We start from the raw sequence: 18,032 nt of genomic DNA, 5'->3' as shown, positions 1-18,032 counted from the left end.
GCTCAGGGCCGAGGGTGGGGCGGAACCTCCCCGAGGTCGATCCGTACCGAACGGATCAGCTCCACCAGGCGCTCCCATCGCACGGGCATGGCGAGTTCACCGGCTCGCCGTAGCGCCCCGGTCAGGTCGAGATCGGGGTGCCAGCCCAGCACCAGACCGGTCACGGCCGCCCAGCTCAGCGAGGGAAAGTTCTGACGGGCACCGACGGCGTGCGCCAGAGCCAGGATCTCCTGGGCCACGGCGCGCAGGCCGGGGTCGTCGCCCCGTTCGGGAGCCAGCAGCCAGACCCCCAGACCCAGAGCTGCCAGGCCGCTCATCGGCCGGTCGACCGCCACCGCAGGTCGCACCCGGTCGGCCAGCACGAGCCGGCGACGGATCCGTCGCGCGATCCGGGCCGTCTCGGGGGCCAGTGCGGTGTTGTTTCGGGCCGAGGCCACCAGGACCCCGCCGGCCGCCCCGTAGTACCACCAGGATCCGGCGCCGACCGATGCCGGACCCCACACCTGCTCGGCCTGTGTGTACAGCTGCTGCCATCTGGCCAGGTCTCCGTCGGCTGCAGCGACCTCGGCGAGGCTGATGAATCCGAGAGCCCGGAAGCTCAGACCGTCGCGGTCCTCATTGGCCGGTTCGGCCACGATCAGCCGGCGGAAGACCTCCTCGGCGCCCTGCTGGTGGCCGAGCGCCACATCACTCATCGCCTCGGTCCAGTCCAGCTGGAGGAGGTCCTCGCCGGCATTGAGCTTCTCGAGATGGGGACGACACCGGTCGACCCACTCCCGCACCTGCTCGGGACGGCCCATCTCGCTGTACAGCTGGGCCACCCCCTGCGCAGCGGTGCCGGTGGCCCAGACGTCCTCGGCGGTCCTGGCCCGCTGGTAGGCGATCAACCCCTCGGTCAGCGCCGTCTCGACCTCGCCGTTGTTCTCGTCGAGCTGGGAGACCAGCAGGTGGGCGACCGCGGAGACCATCGGGATGGCGCTGCTGCGCTGTCTCCGGGCCACCGCTGCGACCCTCTCGAAGCGCGGCAGTCCGGCCAGCAGCTCCACCACAGCCGCCAGCTGCGGGTCCTCGGGAGGGCGCTGCGCGACCAGCGAGCGCATTCGGGCGAGGGCCCGCATGCCTTCCGGCAGGTCGTCCATCAGGCTGGTCGCGCCGATCAGTCCCAGGGCCAGCACGGTCTGGTCGCGATGGTCCCCGTCAGGACGGCTCCCGCGCAGCAGGCCGAGCACCTCCGCGCTGAGCGAGGCCACCTCCGAGTGTGCGCCACGAACCATCCAGTGCAGCGAGAGGGCGGAGAAGACCGAGGCGGCGACGGCGGCATCCTCGACGGCGACGGCGTGGCGCAGCACCTCGACGAGGTTGTCCTGCTCCTCCTCGACGGCCTGGAAGGTGGCCACCTGCCCCGGTCCGTAGGTGCTGCGCAGTGCTCGCCGGGAGAAGGCGTCGGCCCATTGCCGCGCCCGCTCGGCGACCTCCTCCCGCTCCCCCGAACGATCCAGACGCTGTCCTGCGAACTCGCGCACCGTCTCCAGCATCCGGTAGCGCACGTGGCCGCTGCGCGGCACATCGGAGGCGGTGAGCAGGGACTGGTTGACCAGTCCCTCCAGATCGGCCTCGATGTCCTGGCCGCCCGCCACCGCTCGGGCGGCGTCGGCCCCGAAACCGTCCGCGAAGAGCGACAGCCGCCGCAACGAGCGCTGCTCGGAGGGGCTCAGCAGGTTCCAGCTCCAGTCGATCACGGCCAGCAGCGTGCGGTGCCTCTCGGGGGCCGTACGGTCACCGCCGCGCAACAGTGAGAACCGGTCGCCGATGCGCCGCTCGATCTCCTCGACCGACATCGCCCGCACCCGCGCGGCGGCCAGTTCGATCGCCAGCGGAAGCCCGTCAAGGCGGTCGCAGAGCCGCGCGACGGTCTGCCCCGGCAGGGACACCGAGGGCCTGGCGGCCCGCGCACGCTCGATGAAGAGCCGCACGGCCGGCCCCTGGTCCCCGTCCCGGTCGGTGGAGGGGAGCGGCTGGAGCTGGTAGACGTGCTCGGCGGCGATCATCAACGGGGCCCGGCTGGTGGCCAGCACCCGGACCGAACGGGTGGCCGAGAGGATGTCGTCGACCCATCGCGCGATGTCGTCGATGATGTGCTCACAGTTGTCGACCACCAGCAGGGTCGCACGCTCGTCGAGGGCCCGCAGGATGCGCGCCCGCACGTCGATCTGGACGGCCGGATCGCTCAGAGCCGAGCGTTTCCCGGAGTTCTCACGGATCCCCAGGGTGCTGGCCAGTGCCAGCGGCACGTCCTGGCCGGTCCGCACGCCGGCCAGCTCGACGACCACGACACCCGGGGTGTGCTCGGCGGCCCGTGCCGCGAGCTCCTGGGCCAGCCGGGTCTTGCCCAGCCCGCCGGCGCCGAGGATGGTCGTCAGCCGGTGGGAGGCCATCCTCCTCTCCAGCGCCACGATGTCCTCGTCGCGGCCCAGCAGCGCGTTGGCAGTCACTCGGATCCCAACCCTCAGCGTGCGCCTGCTCTCGTGGCCGGTGGCCTGCAACAACTCGGCCTGCAGGTCCAGCAGCTCGGCCGAGGGGTCGGTACCGAGCTCCTCCCGCAGCACCCTGCGAAACCTCTCGAACTCGCGCAACGCATCGTTGCGCGTGCCGCAGGCCACCATCGCCCGAAGCCTCAGCAGTTCGATCTCCTCGTTGAGGGGATCGGCCTCGGCCACCGCGGCCAGGTCGTCAAGGGCACCGATCCCGTCGCCGCCGCCCAGCATCGCGCGAGCGTGCAGCACGGTGAGATCGCTGAACAGCTCCGCCGCCAGATCGGCCAGCCGCCCGGCCAGTTCGGTGTCGCCGAGATCACCGCCGGGTTCGCCGCGCCACAGCGCCAGGGCGCGGCCGGTGCGGCGGGCCAGGGCGGGCCACTCGCCGCCTTCGGCATCGACCCGTCCGGCGTCGCGCGCCTGCTGAGCCACCGCGAGGTCGCAGTCCTCGGGGGCGGCCCCCAGCCGGTAGCCGCCGGGAGTGGAGATGATGAGCCCGTCGGATGCGGTGGCACGGACCCTCGACACGAGGGTCTGCAGCGCGGCCCTCTCATTGCGAGGCGGGGCGTCCTGCCAGATCTCGTCGACGATCCCCCGCAGGGACCTCGGGCCGTGGGACAGCACCAGTGCGACCACCAGCGCCTTCGACGTCGCCCCGCCGGGTTCGACGAGGCCGCCGGAGGCCGACTCCACGACGACCGGACCCAGGACTCCGACCCGGCAGTGCGGTGTACTGGCCTCATTCACGGGCCGAGTGTACTTGTCGGCGCCCCTCGGCCCGGAATGCCCGGAGATGGCGGACCCGCAGACCTGCGGGGCGCTCGCCGACGGATCGGACAGCTGGATGGTACCCGCGCGAGAACGCGATGAAGGGCCCGCCCCGGTGGGGGCGGGCCCTTCACGGACTCGATGCGATCGATCAGTCGGCCGGGATCACTTGGCCCGCTCGACGACCTCCAGCAGGCGCCAGCGCTTGGTGGCCGACAGCGGACGGGTCTCCATGATCCGCACGCGGTCGCCCTCGCCGGCGTCATTGTTCTCGTCGTGAGCCTTGAGGCGCACGGTCTTGGTCATGACCTTGCCGTAGAGCGGGTGCTTGACCCGGTCCTCGACGGCGACCACGATCGTCTTGTCCATCTTGTCGGAGATGACCATGCCCTCGCGCACCTTGCGCCTGGTGGTCCGCTCCTCAGCGGTCTTCTCGCTCATTCAGCGGCCTCCTTCGGGGCATCGGGATCCTCAACAATGTGGAGGTTGCGCTCCTGGAGCACGGTGTAGATCCGTGCAATGTCCTTACGGACCTCACGCAGCCGGGCGGTGTTCTCCAGCTGGCCGGTGGCCGACTGGAAGCGGAGCCCGAACAGCTCCTCCTTCAGCTCGGACACCTTGGCCCTCAGGTCATCGCCGGACAGTGCGCGGAGCTGAGCGGCAGTAGTCTTCGCCATCAGTTCTCACCGCCTTCACGAGAGATGAAACGAGCCTTCATCGGGAGCTTGTGGATCGCCAGGCGCATGGCCTCGCGAGCAATCTCCTCCGGGACACCGGCGAGCTCGAAGAGCACCCGGCCCGGCTTGATGTTGGCGATCCACCACTCAGGTGTGCCCTTGCCGGAACCCATTCGGGACTCGGCAGGGTGCTTGGTCATCGGGCGGTCGGGGTAGACGTTGATCCACACCTTGCCGCCACGCTTGATGTAACGGGTCATGGCGATACGAGCAGCCTCGATCTGACGATTGGTCAGGTAGGCGGGCTCGAGGGCCTGGATCCCGTAGTCACCGAAAGCCAGCTCATTGCCACCCTTGGACAGGCCACGACGGCCCGGGTGGTGCTGCTTGCGGTACTTCACTCGACGAGGAATCAACATGTCAGGCTCCTGCGTTCTCGGACTCGGGCGCCTTGGCGCCGGCCTCTGCGGGCTGCTTGGCGGCCTCGGCGCGACGACGGCCTCCGCGGTCGGGACGGTCGCCACGACCGCCACCACGACGGCCACCGCGATTCCCGCCACGTCCGGACGCCTGCTGGGCGTTGCGCGCGGCCTTCTGAGCGGCGCGCTCGGCACGGGTGCCGGTCACATCGCCCTTGTAGATCCAGACCTTGACGCCGATCCGACCGAAGGTGGTGCGGGCCTCGAAGAAGCCGTAGTCGATGTCGGCGCGCAGCGTGTGCAGCGGGACGCGACCCTCGCGGTAACCCTCGGAGCGGCTCATCTCGGCCCCGCCCAGACGGCCGGAGCACTTGATGCGGATGCCCTTGGCCCCCGAGCGCATGGCCGACTGCTGGGCCTTGCGCATGGCGCGACGGAAGGCCACGCGGGCAGCGAGCTGCTCGGCGATGCCCTGGGCGACCAGCTGGGCGTCGGTCTCGGGGTTCTTGACCTCGAGGATGTTCAGCTGGATCTGCTTGCCGGTGAGCTTCTCGAGCTCACCGCGCACGCGCTCCGCCTCGGCACCGTTACGGCCGATGACGATGCCCGGACGGGCGGCGTACAGGTAGATGGTCACTCGCTCGGAGCGGCGCTCGATCTCGATGGATGAGATTCCGGCACGCTCAAGGTTCTTCTTGAGCCAGTCACGGATCTTGACATCCTCACCCACGAGCTCGGCGTACTGCTTCTCGGCGTACCAGCGGGTTGTGTGATCGGTCGTCACACCAAGACGGAAACCAATGGGATTGATTTTCTGCCCCATGTGTCAGGCTCCCTTCGTCTCGGTCTTGACAGTTGTTGTGGGACGGCCCTTCTTGGCCTTCTTGTGCTCGGGGCGGGCGTCCTTGGGCTCGACGACCACGGTGATGTGGGCGGCGCGCTTGAGGATCCGGCTGGCCGAACCCTTGGCACGGGGACGAATCCGGCGCATGGTGACGCCCTCATCGACGAATGCCTGGGAGATGAACAGGTCATCGGCCCGCAGACCCTCGGTCTGCTCGGCATTGGCGATCGCCGAGGCGACCACCTTGCCGACCGGCTCGGCCGCGGCCTGCGGCTGGAACTTCAACATGGCCACCGCGTCGGCGGCGTCCATCCCGCGCACCAGGTCGACGATCCGGCGGCACTTGGTGGCGCTCATCCGCACGTGGCGAGCGATCGCAAACGACCCGGGACGGTCGCCGAGCAGCGCCTCGCGCCGACGGCTGGGCTCATTCTGTGTGTTACTCATGAATCAGCTTCCCTCTCGTCAGCGCCTGCGCGCCTTCTTGTCGTCCTTCACGTGACCCCGGAAGGTCCTGGTCGGGGCGAACTCTCCGAGCTTGTGGCCGACCATCGCCTCGGTGACGAAGACCGGCACATGCTTGCGACCGTCGTGAACGCCGATGGTGTGCCCGATCATGTCGGGGGTCACCATCGAACGACGCGACCAGGTCTTGATGACGTTGTGCGTACCCGCCTCGTTCTGAGCATCGACCTTCTTGGCCAGATGCTCATCGACGAAGGGGCCTTTCTTAAGACTGCGTGGCATACCTCAGACTCCCAATCAGCGCTTCTTGCCGGACTTGCGGCGACGCACGATCAGACGGCTGCTCGCCTTTTTCTTGTTACGGGTGCGGCCCTCGGGCTTGCCCCAGGGGCTCACCGGGTGACGGCCACCGGAGGTGCGGCCCTCGCCACCACCATGCGGGTGGTCGACGGGGTTCATCACGACACCACGAACGGTCGGGCGGACGCCCTTCCAGCGGGTGCGACCGGCCTTGCCCCAGTTGATGTTGGACTGCTCGGCATTGCCGACCTCGCCGATGGTGGCGCGGCAGCGGATGTCGACCATCCGCATCTCGCCCGAGGGCAGACGCAGAGTGGCGTACTTGCCCTCGCGGGCCACCAGCTGGACGGCGGCACCGGCCGCACGGCCCATCTTGGCGCCACCACCGGGACGCAGCTCCACGGCATGCACCGTGGTGCCGACCGGGATGTTGCGCAGCGGCAGGTTGTTGCCGGGCTTGATGTCGGCGTCGACGCCTGACTCGATCGGCGTCCCCTGGGAGATCCCCTGGGGGGCGATGATGTAGCGCTTGGCGCCGTCGGCGAAGTGCAGCAGGGCGATGCGCGCGTTGCGGTTGGGGTCGTACTCGATGTGAGCGACCTTGGCCGGCACGCCGTCCTTGTCATACCGCTTGAAATCGATGATGCGGTAGGCCTGCTTGTGACCGCCACCGATGTGGCGGGTGGTGATCCGCCCGGAGTTGTTGCGCCCGCCGGTCTTCGGCTTGGAGACCAGCAGCGACTTCTCGGGGGTGGAGCGAGTCAGTTCAACGAAGTCCGACACGCTCGAGCCACGACGGCCCGGGGTTGTCGGCTTGTGCTTTCGGATACCCATGGATCTTCGTTCCTTGTCTTTCGCTGTCCGGACTCACTCGCCCTGGCCGGCGAAGATGTCGATGCGATCGCCCTCGGCCACCGTCACGATTGCTCGCTTGGTGTCCTTGCGCTTACCCAGGCCATCCTTGGTGCGACGCGTCTTGCCCTTGCGGTTGATCGTGTTCACACCAGTGACCTTGACGTCGAAGATCTGCTCGATGGCGATCTTGATCTCGGTCTTGTTGGCGGTCGGCTTCACCAGGAACGTGTAGGCGTTCTGGTCCAGCAGGCTGTAGCTCTTCTCGGAGACGACCGGCGCGAGGATGATGTCGCGCGGGTCGCGGATCTTGAGATCGCTCACTTGGCGTCCTCCTCATCGGGGTCCGACTTCTCGGACTTGACGGCGTTCACGAAACCAGCGGCCTCAGCGGCCTTGGTGTTGGCGAACCAGACCTCGGCGATGGTGCGCCCGTACCAGGGCGACTCCGGGGTGTGGAACTTCATCGAGTCCTCATTGCCCTTGATGTCGAAACCGGCGGGCGGGTTGTCGCCACGGAAGGACTCGTCACCGTAGGGGTGCAGGTCGACGGTGTCGGTCTCGGGGACGGTCTCCTCGGCGGCAATGGCCTGCGGGGCCTGTGCCGAGACCGATCCGGTGCCCACGAAGGCATCGAAGGCGGCCTTGGTGAAGACGATCTGATCGGACTTGACGACGTCGTAGGTGTTGATCTGGTCAACGGCCAGGACATGCACTTCGGCGAGGTTGCGCACCGACAGCCAGGAGTTCTCCTCCTGGCGGCCCAGCACCACCAGCACCTTGTTCAGCTCACCGATCGAGGCCAGCACGGCCTTGGCGGTCTTGGTGGAGGGCTTGGTGCCGTCCACCAGGGAGCTCACCACGAACAGCTGACCCTCGCGAGCCCGATCCGACAGTGCCCCTCGCAGGGCGGCGGCGACCATCTTCTTGGGGGTGCGCTGGGCGTAGCTGCGCGGCTGCGGACCGTGCACGGTGCCGCCGCCGACCCACTGCGGGGCGCGGGTGGAACCCTGACGAGCGCGGCCGGTGCCCTTCTGGCGCCACGGCTTCTTGCCACCGCCGGACACCATGGCCCGGGTCTTGGTGGCGTGAGTGCCCTGACGAGCAGCTGCCTGCTGGGCCACCACGACCTGGTGGATCAGCGGAATGTTCGGCTCGACGTCGAAGATGCTGGCGGGAAGCTCGACGGAGCCGGACTTCTTGCCCTTCGCGTTCAGGACGTCGACGGTCTTGTTCTCGCTCATGCGGCATCCCCATTCTTGGCGACCTGCTTGGCGGCGCTACGGACGACGACGAGGGAGCCCTTGGCCCCGGGGATGGCTCCCCGGACCAGGATGATCCCGCGCTCGGCGTCGACCGAGTGCACCGGAAGATTCTGGACGGTGATGCGGTCATTGCCCATCCGGCCGGCCATCCGCATGCCGCGGAGCACCTTGCCAGGCGTGGAGCAGCCACCGATGGAACCGGGCGAACGGTGCTTGCGGTGGACGCCGTGGGTGGCGCGCAGGCCGTGGAAGCCGTGGCGCTTCATGACGCCGGCGGTGCCCTTGCCCCTGCTGGTGCCGGTCACGTCGACCAGCTCGGCGGCCTCGAAGACGTCGGCACCGAGCTCCTGGCCGAGGGTGTACTCGGAGGCATCGGAGGTGCGCAGCTCGACGAGGTGCTTGCGGGGGGTGACCCCGGCACGCTCGAAGTGGCCGACCTCCGGCTTGGTGACCTTCTTGGCCTTGACGGCGCCGAAGCCGAGCTGGACGGCGGAGTAGCCGTCGGTCTCGGGGGTCCGCACCTGGGTGACCACACAGGGCCCGGCCTGGATCACGGTGACGGGAACGACCCTGTTGTTCTCGTCCCACAGCTGGGTCATACCGAGCTTGGTGCCCAGCACGCCCTTCACTTTGCGTTCATTGCTCATGGTGCTCAACCTCACGGAAGCTTGATCTCGATGTCGACGCCGGCCGGCAGGTCGAGACGCATCAGCGAGTCGACGGTCTTGGGGGTCGGGTCGAGAATGTCGATGAGCCGCTTGTGCGTGCGCATCTCGAAGTGCTCGCGGCTGTCCTTGTACTTGTGGGGTGAACGGATCACACAGAACACGTTCTTCTCGGTCGGCAGCGGCACCGGGCCTGCGACCTTCGCCCCCGTACGGGTCACCGTGTCGACGATCTTGCGCGCCGACGAGTCGATGACCTCGTGGTCGTAGGCCCGCAGCCTGATGCGGATCTTTTGTCCCGCCACAGTTGTTCCTTCTACTCGTCCCTGCTGTGCACCGGATGACTCCGTTGCGTGCAGAGGGTTCCGGCATGGGACCCGGCAGAGGCCGTGTCCCGCATTGTCAGATTCCAGGTGGATCGTCCAGGCGACTGTCCAGGCCACCGGAACGCCCACAGGGCTCCGCTGGCTCCTGCCACCGGCCCCCGCGGTCGGGTGTGTCGCGCACCAGGAGGACACACAGCACCACAGCTCGCCAGGTCAGCTACCGGGGAACGGAACCAATACCGGGGAACACTGTGCACTTGTACGTCTTCCGAGGCGCCATACCCGCGTTGGGGCCGTCACCGCGCCAGTTCGCCTCGCAGCGACCCGTCGCAGATGAGTGGTGTGAGCCTCGGTCCGCCGCCCGCGATTCACTGAATCCACGAATGACGCACCAAGACCCGCTCGGAGCAACCTGAACAGTCTCTCACGCCTGGAGACTGGAGGCAAACCGGCTCAGCCGAGCCAGGCTGGAGGCCTTCCCGAGGATCTCCATCGACTCGAACAGCGGCGGGGAGACCCGGTTTCCGGTGATTCCCACCCGGATCGGTGCGAAGCCGACCCGCGGCTTGATGCCCAGCTTCTCGCAGACCTCGGTCCTGAGGGTCTGCTGGATGGCCTCGGCGGTGAACCCGCCCTCCAGCAGACCGTCCAGGGCCCTCAGGGCAGCCTCCATGATGGCTGCCGGATCTCCCTTGAGCTTGGCCACCGAGTCCTCGTCGAAGGCCAGCTCGTCATCGCCGGTCAGCAGGAAGGACAGCTTCGGGACGGCCTCCGACAGCAGCGTGAGGCGCTCCCGGATCAGCGGCATGGCAGCCCGGATCGTGGCAATGGTCTGCTCGGAGGGGTCGGTCAACTGTCCGGCGGAGACCGCGAAGGCCAGCACCCGGTCGGTGAGCTCGTCGACGTCCAGCTCCCGGATGTACTGGCCGTTGAGCCAGTCGAGCTTGGTGACGTCGAAGACCGGGCCGCCGGTGGAGATGTCCTGCCAGCGGAACCTGGCGGTGAAGGACTCGAAGCTCTCCACCTCCTGGCCCTCGGCGATGGTCGGGTAGGCCAGCAGCTGGAGGAAGTTGCGCAGCGCCTCGGGGAGGTAGCCCTGCTCCCGGAACCACATCAGCCGGGCGGCCGGGTTCTTGCGCTTGGAGATCTTCGACCTGTCGGTGTTACGCAGCAGCGGCATGTGGGCGAACTGCGGAGGGTCCCAGCCCAGCCACTTGTAGAGCAGCAGGTGCTTGGGCGTCGAGGAGATCCACTCCTCGCCGCGGACCACCGTGGTGATCCCCATCAGGTGGTCGTCGACGACCACGGCCAGATGATAGGTGGGGAAGCCGTCGGCCTTGAGGATCACCTGGTCGTCGGGGTGAGGGGCATGGACCTCGCCTCGGATCAGGTCGTGGAAACCCAGCTCGACGTCGTCGGGAATCCGCATCCGCACCACCGGCGTCTCGGTGAAACCGGGCAGCTGGGCCCGTTGCTGCTTGGTCATCCCCAGGCAGAGCCGGTCGTATCCGGTCTCCGGGGACTTCGCGGCGGCCCGCTCGGCTCTCAGCGCGGCCAGCCGCTCCTGGGAGCACCAGCAGTAGTAGGCGTGACCCTCGGCGATCAGCTGATCGACATAGGGCTGGTAGGTCTCCAGCCGCTCGGACTGCTTGTAGGGGGCGTAGGGGCCGCCCAGCAGCGGGCTCTCGTCGGGGCCCAGGCCCAGCCAGTCGAGGGTCTGATAGATCTGCTCCTCGGAGCCCGGGACCAGTCGGGTGCGGTCGGTGTCCTCGATCCTCAGCACGAATTGTCCGCCGGTCTGGCGGGCCCAGGCCTTGTCGAACAGGGCCATATAGGCCGTGCCGACGTGGGGATCGCCGGTCGGCGAGGGAGCGACGCGGGTTCGTGCGGGGGTCTGCGGAGCATCAGTCATGATGGGGACACTGTACTTAACCTGAGCCGGCCGACTACTGGTAATTTTCGGATTATGGCTGAACCCACCTCCTCGCCCACCTCCGAGACCCCCGCAGCGCCGTCGGACTTCATCCGCGACGTCATCCACGAGGACAATGCCCTGGGCACCTACGGCGGAAGGGTCCAGACCCGGTTCCCCCCCGAGCCGAACGGCTACCTGCACATCGGCCATGCCAAGGCGATCGTCACCGACTTCGGCATCGCAGCCGACTTCAACGGCGTCTGCAACCTCCGCCTCGATGACACCAACCCGGGCACCGAGGAGACCGAGTACGTCCAGGCCATCGTCGAGGACATCGGCTGGCTCGGGTACCACCCCGGCAAGGTGGTGCACGCCTCCGACTACTTCGAGCAGATCTACCGCTGGGCCCAGTACCTCATCGAGCAGGGCCTGGCCTACGTCGACGACCAGGATCCCGAGACCATCTCGGCCCAGCGCGGCGGCTACGGCAGGCCCGGCGTCGAGAGCCCCTTCCGGGACCGGCCGGCCGCCGAGAGTCTGGACCTGCTGGAGCGGATGAGGGCCGGGGAGTTCCCCGACGGATCGCGCTGCCTGCGCGCCAGGATCAACATGCAGGACGAGAACATGTGGCTGCGCGACCCGGTGATGTACCGGATCCGCCACCTGCGCCATCACAGCACCGGCGACGCCTGGAAGATCTATCCCACCTACGACTGGGCACACGGCCAGTCCGACGCCATCGAAGGGGTCACCCACTCGCTGTGCTCCCTGGAGTTCAACAGCCACCGCCCGCTCTACGAGTGGTTCCTGGCCCACCTTCCGCTGGCCGGTCCGGCCCCCAAGCAGCGCGAGTTCGCCCGGCTCGAACTGACCCACACCATCACCTCCAAGAGACGTCTGAGAAAGCTGGTCGACGACCATCTGGTCGACGGCTGGGACGACCCGCGGATGCCCACCCTCAGAGGGATGAGACGCCGCGGCTACCCCGCGGCGGCGATCCGCGACTTCTGCATCGCGATCGGCACCACCCGCAACAACTCGGTGCGCGCCATCGAGGAGTTCGAGTCCTTCGTGCGCAAGGAGCTCAATCGCACCGCGCTGCGCCGGATGGCGGTGCTGCATCCGCTCAAGCTGGTGCTGGACGGCTGGCCGACCGACGCCGAGGGCAACCCGGTCGTCGAGTACTTCGATATCGTCAACAACCCGGAGAACCCCGATGACGGGGTCCGCCGGGTGCCCTTCACCGGGGCCCTGTGGATCGAGCAGGACGACTTCCGCGAGGATCCGCCACGCAAGTACTTCCGGCTGTCCCCCGGCCGCGAGGTGCGGCTGCGCGGGGCCTACCTGGTGACGGCCACCGATGTGGTGAGGAACCAGGCCGGCCAGGTCGTCGAGGTGCACGCCTCCTTCGATCCGGCCACCAAGGGCGGCAACGCACCCGACGGGCGCAAGGTCAAGTCGACCATGCACTGGGTCTCGGCGCCCCATGCCGTCGACGCGGAGGTGCGGCTCTACGACCGGCTGTTCACCGCCGAGGTGCCCGGCGAGGCGACCGGGGAGGCCCTCGACGACCTCAATCCCGACTCCCGGGAGATCCTCACCGGATGCAAACTCGAGGCCGCTCTCGGCCAGGCCGAGCCCGGTCGGGTGGTGCAGTTCGAGAGGCTCGGCTATTTCGCCACCGACACCCGTACCCCGCTGTTGTTCCACCGGACCGTCGGGCTGCGCGACGAGTGGGCACATATCCAGAAGCGGATGGCCTGAGGGGTGGGCGGTCCCGGGGAGGCGGGTCTGCCCGGCCAGCAGCCGGCCGGTACGGCGACCACCGGCCCCCAGGGCAGCTCTCGCGGCGTCCTGACCGTGCTGGCCAGCACCGATGTGCACGGTCACCTGTTCAACTGGGACTACTTCCGCGACGCCGAGTACCCGGCTGACCCGCGGTCCACCGCAGGACAGGCCACTCCCCCCCTGGGATTGGCCCGGTTGGCCAGCCTCATCGAGGCGGTCCGCGCCGAGCAGGGGGAGGACGCCGTGGCGCTCCTCGACAACGGCGACACGATCCAGGGGACCCCATTGACCTACCTGGCCGCCCGCCCCGGGCTGGCCTGCGACCCGATGGCGCGCGCCATGGACCTGATGGGCTACCAGGCCTGCGTTGTCGGTAACCACGAGTTCAACTACGGGGTCGAGCGGCTGCTGGGCCACGCACACGCGCTGAAGGCACCACTGCTGGCGGCCAATGCCATCGAGATGACCACCGGTGAACCCCTCACCGGCGCCGCCACGGTGATCGAGCGCCGGGTCCGCGGGCACCGGGTGAGGCTCGGTGTGATCGGCGTCACCACCCCGGGATCGGCGATCTGGGACCGCAGCCGGCTGGCGGGACGGGTCGAGCTGACCGACCCCGTCGCCGCCGCCACCGGGTGCGCAGCCCGGCTGCGGGCCGAGGGGGCCGATATCATCGTCGTCCTGGCCCACACCGGCCTGGACGAGCCCGGCCGCTCACCGATCTACCGGGGGATGGCCGAGAACTGCGCCACCACGCTGGCCTGCGAGGTTCCCGGCATCGACGTCGTGATCGCCGGCCACACCCATGCCGCGCCGGGCTTCACGGTGGTCGACGGTGCAGCTCATCGGGTGCTCATCGCGCAGCCCGGGGCGTGGGCCTCGGCCCTCGCCCGGGTCGACATTCCGCTGATCCTCAACGGCGGCGAGGAGCCGGTCGAGGTCGACCACTCGGCCGTCGGCAGCTGGCACTCCACCCTGGCGACGGCCGGGGTCGGGGACTCCGAGCTGCTGGCCGGCGACCCCGAGCTGACCGCGGCCCATCGACACACCATCGACTACGTGAACTCCCCGATCGCGCGTTGCACCACGGCACTGGAATCGCGGTTCTCCAGCGTCTGCGACACCCCGATCCTGGACCTCATCGCCCAGACCGAGGTCGACGCCGTCACCAGGGCGCTGGCCGAGCTCGATCCCCCGGATCGCGAGCTGCCGGTGATCGCCCAGGTCTCCCCCTTCTCGCGCACCGCGGTGCTGCCGGCCGGAACCGTGCGGCTGCGCGACATCGCCGGCGTCTACCCCTTCGAGAACACACTGGCCGCGATCCGCCTCACCGGCGCCCAGCTGCGCGACTACCTGGAGCACTCCGCGAGCTATTTCGGCCAGGTGACGCCGGGCACCCCGATCGACCCGGCGCCGGTCGCCGAGGGCGGGGTCACCCAGGCGACTCGGCAGGGGCGGACGGTGTGGGACTACAACTTCGACGCCCTCACCGGCGTCAGCTACACCATCGACATCTCCCGGCCGGTGGGCTCGCGGATCTGTGATCTGCGCTGGCAGGACGCAGCCCTGGGCCCCACCCAGCCCTTCGCCCTGGCGCTCAACAACTACCGGCTCAGCGGCGGTGGCGGCTTCCCGCATGTCCGAGAGGCCACTGTGCTGTGGGACGGCCAGCTGGAGATCCGACAACTGCTCATCGAGACCGTCAGCGCCCGCGGAGTCATTGATCCGGCCGACTTCTTCACCCGCAACTGGCAGGTGGTGTCCGGTGGCTGACTTGCCGGACCAGCGGCGCACAGGCGCTGAACCGGAAGCCGCCGCCCTCCCCGAGCCGGACCCGGCCACCGTCGACCGTCCGCTGTCTCCCGGCTCTCCTGAGGACACCACCGAGGAAGGCTCGGTGATCGCCGGCAGCTGGATCCCCGAGGAGGGCCGGATCGCCCTGCTGGTGGAACACTGGAGCAGCAACCAACGCAGCCTGACCCATCGGCTCACCCACCAGGCATCGGTGGTCGGGATGATCCTGGGGCTGTTCGGCTTCTGGACCGCGCTGACCCCCAGCCTCATCTCTCGGACCTGGTGGATGACGGCGCTGAGCGTCGTGCTGTCGACCCTCTTCGCCTACGGGGTCGGGGTGCTGGTGGGAGTCGGGGCGCGGACCCTCGGCCGGCTCATCGGGCTGCGGATCACCGCCTCCAGCCATGCCGTGGAGGTGATGCGCCGGCTCGGCTATGCCGCCCTGTTCCTCATCACCGTCGTGATGTGGTTCTGGAGCATTCAGCAGCAGCGCGACATCTCCCGGACCGTGGAACTGCCCCGCCGGATCTGGTGGAACCAGACCATCGGCGCGGCCGTGGGACTGCTCGCGGTGGCAGCGATGATCGCACTGATCCGGGCGGTCGGCCACGGCGTCCATCGGCTCTATGCCTCCGTGCACCGGTTCATCGCCCAACCGGCGGCGGCCATCGCGGTGGTGGCGATGGTCCTGGTCATCGTGCTGGTCGCCACCAACAACGTCATCGTGCGAGCCGGCGCCAACGCGGCAGCCGGACAGCGCGCCCGGCTCAATCACCAGACCATCGCCGGAGCGGTTCGGCCCACCACTGCGCTGCGCTCGGGCAGCCCGGCGTCGCTGGAGCCGTGGGCCGATCTGGGCCGGGAGGGCCAGCGGTTCATCAGCAACGGCCCCACCGCCGCCGACATCTCCGCGGTGACCGGCGGACCGGCGATGGAACCGATCCGGGTCTATGCCGGGTTGAGCCCCGACCACAGCCTCGCCGCGGGGGCCCGCACCGTGCTCGCCGAGCTGATCCGCACCCGCGCCTTCGACCGCAAGGTCCTGGTGCTGCACACCACCACCGGTGCCGGCTGGCTGGAGGAGTGGTCGGTGGCCTCGGTGGAGTACCTCACCGGCGGGGACTGCGCCACCGCCTCCATGCAGTACAGCTACCTGGGCAGTCCCGGGGCCTTCCTGCTGGACCGCAACTCACCCCAGCAGGGCGGCAAGGAGCTGCTGGACGTCGTTCGCGGCTACTGGGCCACCCTCGACCCCGCGCACCGGCCGAAGCTGTATGTCACCGGGGTCTCGCTGGGATCATTCGGGGGCCAGGCGGCCTTCAGCTCGATCGACGACATGATGTCGAAGGTCGACGGTGCGGTGTGGGTGGGCACCCCCGGATTCACCCCGATCTGGCGGCAGCTCACCGACTCACGTGAACTGGGCTCCCCCGAGATCGCGCCCGAGATCGATCGCGGCCGCCACCTGCGATTCATCCCCTCCCCCGAGTTCATCGATGTCAACCGGTGGGGAAACCCGTACACCTCCTGGCAGTCGCCCCGGATCGCCTACGTGCAGCACACCTCGGACCCGATCGTGTGGTGGTCCCCCTCACTCATCTGGCGGGAACCCGACTGGATCCGGGAGCGTGCCGGCACCGATGTCAACCCGCGGATCCGTTGGGCCCCGTGGTCCACCTTCTGGCAGCTGACAGCCGACATGGCCATCGCGGTCGCCGCCCCCGGTGGTCACGGCCACAGCTACCACCAGGAGCTGGTGGGCACCTGGTCCCAGGTGCTCGGCGTCGATGCCTCGCCGACCCGGATCACCGCCATCCAGGACGCCGTCCCCAGGACCATCCGGGCAGGAGACTGAGTCCGGCCAGCGGGTCGTCGACCTGGCCGGGGTCGCGCCGCGGCTGCGCAGCAGCCTTCAGCTGAGATGCACAGTGGCCCGCCCCCCGAGGGGGACGGGCCACAGAGCCTGGGTGACGAGATCAGATCGTCACGTGAGGATCGTTGATCCGCAGGATCACCTGAGAGTCACTGATCCGCAGGATCACTTGAGGATCTTGGTCACACGACCGGCGCCGACGGTGCGGCCACCCTCGCGGATGGCGAACTTCAGCTGCTCCTCCATGGCGATGGGGTGGATCAGGTGAACAGTCATCTCGGTGTTGTCACCGGGCATCACCATCTCGGTGCCCTCGGGCAGCTCGACGGTGCCGGTGATGTCGGTGGTCCGGAAGTAGAACTGCGGGCTGTAGTGGGAGAAGAACGGCTTGTGACGGCCACCCTCATCCTTCTTCAGCACGTAGACCTGACCCTCGAAGTCGGTGTGCGGGGTGGTGGTTCCGGGCTTGCACAGAACCATTCCACGCTGCACCTCCTCCTTCTTGGTGCCACGGAGCAGGACGCCGATGTTGTCGCCGGCCTCGCCCTCGTCGAGGATCTTGCGGAACATCTCGACACCGGTGACGATCGTCTTGGTGGTCGAGTCGTGGACGCCCACGATCTCGACCTCCTCGCCGGTCTTGACGATGCCGCGCTCGACACGGCCGGTCACCACGGTGCCACGGCCGGTGATGGTGAAGACATCCTCGATCGGCATCAGGAAGGGCTTGTCCAGCTCGCGCTTCGGGGTCGGGATGTACTCGTCGACGGCATCCATCAGATCCAGGATCGACTGGGTCCACTTCGGATCGCCCTGCAGGGCCTGGAAGGCCGAGACCCGGACGACCGGGCAGTTGTCGCCGTCGAACTCCTGAGAGCTCAGCAGCTCGCGGACCTCCATCTCGACGAGCTCGATGAGCTCCTCGTCATCGACCATGTCGCACTTGTTGAGGGCGACGACGATCGCGGGGACGCCCACCTGGCGGGCGAGCAGGACGTGCTCGCGGGTCTGGGGCATCGGGCCGTCGGTGGCGGCGACCACCAGGATGGCGCCGTCCATCTGGGCAGCACCGGTGATCATGTTCTTCACGTAGTCGGCGTGCCCGGGGCAGTCGACGTGCGCGTAGTGGCGCTTCTCGGTCTGGTACTCGATGTGAGCGATCGAGATGGTGATACCGCGCTGACGCTCTTCAGGGGCCTTGTCGATCTGGTCGAAAGCCGACTCCTCGTTGAGGTCCGGGTACTTGTCGTGCAGCACCTTGGAGATCGCCGCGGTCAGCGTCGTCTTGCCGTGGTCGATGTGTCCGATGGTGCCGATGTTGACGTGCGGCTTGGTCCGCTCGAACTTGGCCTTTGCCACTGGGGCTCCTTCTGAAAAATGTCGCCCGCTGTTGCGCGGTACGCGTCGTGTGGTTGCCCGTAGGCGGATCCCACGGACGTCTTTCTGGACGGCCCCGACCAGAGGTCAGGGAACTTGTCCAAGTTTGCCGCACCGGATGTGGTCAGTCAAACTGACCGATCACTCCGGTGACAGCTGGCGACGGGCTC

17 protein-coding genes are annotated in these 18,032 nt (G+C 68.4%); 3 read left to right on the top strand and 14 right to left on the bottom strand.

Annotated features, from left to right (window positions below):
- Nucleotides 1-2 precede the first annotated feature (2 nt).
- The 13 genes from G554_RS15895 to gltX form a co-directional block, all read right to left on the bottom strand.
- On the bottom strand, nucleotides 3-3,281 hold the full coding sequence (locus G554_RS15895) for an ATP-binding protein (RefSeq protein ID WP_051232910.1): 3,279 nt from the start codon (nucleotides 3,279-3,281) through the stop codon (nucleotides 3-5).
- Between the two features lie 186 nt (nucleotides 3,282-3,467).
- Entirely contained in the window at nucleotides 3,468-3,743 is a 276-nt protein-coding gene (gene rpsQ / locus G554_RS0110530; RefSeq protein WP_027587855.1) for a 30S ribosomal protein S17, read from the bottom strand.
- A complete protein-coding gene (rpmC, locus tag G554_RS0110525) occupies nucleotides 3,740-3,979 on the bottom strand; it encodes a 50S ribosomal protein L29 (protein WP_027587854.1) in 240 nt (79 codons plus the stop codon). Before rpmC ends, rpsQ begins: the two co-directional genes overlap by 4 nt.
- Nucleotides 3,979-4,398 (bottom strand): 50S ribosomal protein L16, encoded by a 420-nt coding sequence (gene rplP / locus G554_RS0110520; RefSeq protein WP_027587853.1) that lies wholly within the window; start codon nucleotides 4,396-4,398, stop codon nucleotides 3,979-3,981. The genes rpmC and rplP overlap by 1 nt, the downstream gene beginning before the upstream one ends.
- Nucleotide 4,399: 1 nt before the next feature.
- Complete coding sequence (gene rpsC, locus G554_RS0110515) at nucleotides 4,400-5,221, bottom strand: 30S ribosomal protein S3 (protein ID WP_027587852.1); 822 nt, start codon at nucleotides 5,219-5,221, stop codon at nucleotides 4,400-4,402.
- Nucleotides 5,222-5,224: 3 nt separating this feature from the next.
- Entirely contained in the window at nucleotides 5,225-5,689 is a 465-nt protein-coding gene (rplV, locus tag G554_RS0110510) for a 50S ribosomal protein L22 (protein WP_071162186.1), read from the bottom strand.
- Between the two features lie 18 nt (nucleotides 5,690-5,707).
- The gene (gene rpsS / locus G554_RS0110505) at nucleotides 5,708-5,989 is read right to left on the bottom strand and encodes a 30S ribosomal protein S19 (RefSeq protein WP_015071245.1); all 282 of its coding nucleotides are present in this window, start codon (nucleotides 5,987-5,989) and stop codon (nucleotides 5,708-5,710) included.
- Nucleotides 5,990-6,004: 15 nt separating this feature from the next.
- Entirely contained in the window at nucleotides 6,005-6,841 is an 837-nt protein-coding gene (gene rplB, locus G554_RS0110500) for a 50S ribosomal protein L2 (RefSeq protein WP_027587850.1), read from the bottom strand.
- Nucleotides 6,842-6,874: 33 nt separating this feature from the next.
- A complete protein-coding gene (gene rplW, locus G554_RS0110495; protein ID WP_027587849.1) occupies nucleotides 6,875-7,183 on the bottom strand; it encodes a 50S ribosomal protein L23 in 309 nt (102 codons plus the stop codon).
- A complete protein-coding gene (rplD, locus tag G554_RS0110490; protein WP_027587848.1) occupies nucleotides 7,180-8,103 on the bottom strand; it encodes a 50S ribosomal protein L4, sunset domain variant in 924 nt (307 codons plus the stop codon). The genes rplW and rplD overlap by 4 nt, the downstream gene beginning before the upstream one ends.
- Nucleotides 8,100-8,771 (bottom strand): 50S ribosomal protein L3, encoded by a 672-nt coding sequence (rplC, locus tag G554_RS0110485; RefSeq protein ID WP_027587847.1) that lies wholly within the window; start codon nucleotides 8,769-8,771, stop codon nucleotides 8,100-8,102. Before rplC ends, rplD begins: the two co-directional genes overlap by 4 nt.
- An 11-nt stretch (nucleotides 8,772-8,782) precedes the next feature.
- Nucleotides 8,783-9,094: a 30S ribosomal protein S10 gene (gene rpsJ / locus G554_RS0110480; RefSeq protein WP_015071250.1), complete on the bottom strand. Its 312-nt coding sequence runs from the start codon at nucleotides 9,092-9,094 to the stop codon at nucleotides 8,783-8,785.
- Between the two features lie 445 nt (nucleotides 9,095-9,539).
- Nucleotides 9,540-10,946 (bottom strand): glutamate--tRNA ligase, encoded by a 1,407-nt coding sequence (gltX, locus tag G554_RS0110475; RefSeq protein ID WP_027587846.1) that lies wholly within the window; start codon nucleotides 10,944-10,946, stop codon nucleotides 9,540-9,542.
- Between the two features lie 135 nt (nucleotides 10,947-11,081).
- Here gltX and G554_RS0110470 point away from each other — a divergent pair, with 135 nt between their 5' ends.
- From G554_RS0110470 to G554_RS0110460, 3 genes are read left to right on the top strand one after another with little or no spacing between them, the layout of a single operon-like run.
- Nucleotides 11,082-12,794 (top strand): glutamine--tRNA ligase/YqeY domain fusion protein, encoded by a 1,713-nt coding sequence (locus G554_RS0110470; protein ID WP_027587845.1) that lies wholly within the window; start codon nucleotides 11,082-11,084, stop codon nucleotides 12,792-12,794.
- A 3-nt stretch (nucleotides 12,795-12,797) separates the two neighbouring features.
- Complete coding sequence (locus tag G554_RS15890; protein ID WP_051232908.1) at nucleotides 12,798-14,591, top strand: bifunctional metallophosphatase/5'-nucleotidase; 1,794 nt, start codon at nucleotides 12,798-12,800, stop codon at nucleotides 14,589-14,591.
- A complete protein-coding gene (locus tag G554_RS0110460) occupies nucleotides 14,584-16,467 on the top strand; it encodes an alpha/beta hydrolase (protein ID WP_169337792.1) in 1,884 nt (627 codons plus the stop codon). Before G554_RS15890 ends, G554_RS0110460 begins: the two co-directional genes overlap by 8 nt.
- A gap of 183 nt (nucleotides 16,468-16,650) precedes the next feature.
- Here G554_RS0110460 and tuf read toward each other — a convergent pair whose 3' ends face one another.
- Complete coding sequence (gene tuf / locus G554_RS0110455; protein ID WP_027587843.1) at nucleotides 16,651-17,844, bottom strand: elongation factor Tu; 1,194 nt, start codon at nucleotides 17,842-17,844, stop codon at nucleotides 16,651-16,653.
- Nucleotides 17,845-18,032: the final 188 nt, after the last annotated feature.

The sequence above is a fragment of the Acidipropionibacterium thoenii DSM 20276 genome, assembly GCF_000423445.1.
Lineage (GTDB): Bacteria > Actinomycetota > Actinomycetes > Propionibacteriales > Propionibacteriaceae > Acidipropionibacterium > Acidipropionibacterium thoenii.
This window is presented reverse-complemented; position numbering and strand designations above follow the sequence as displayed.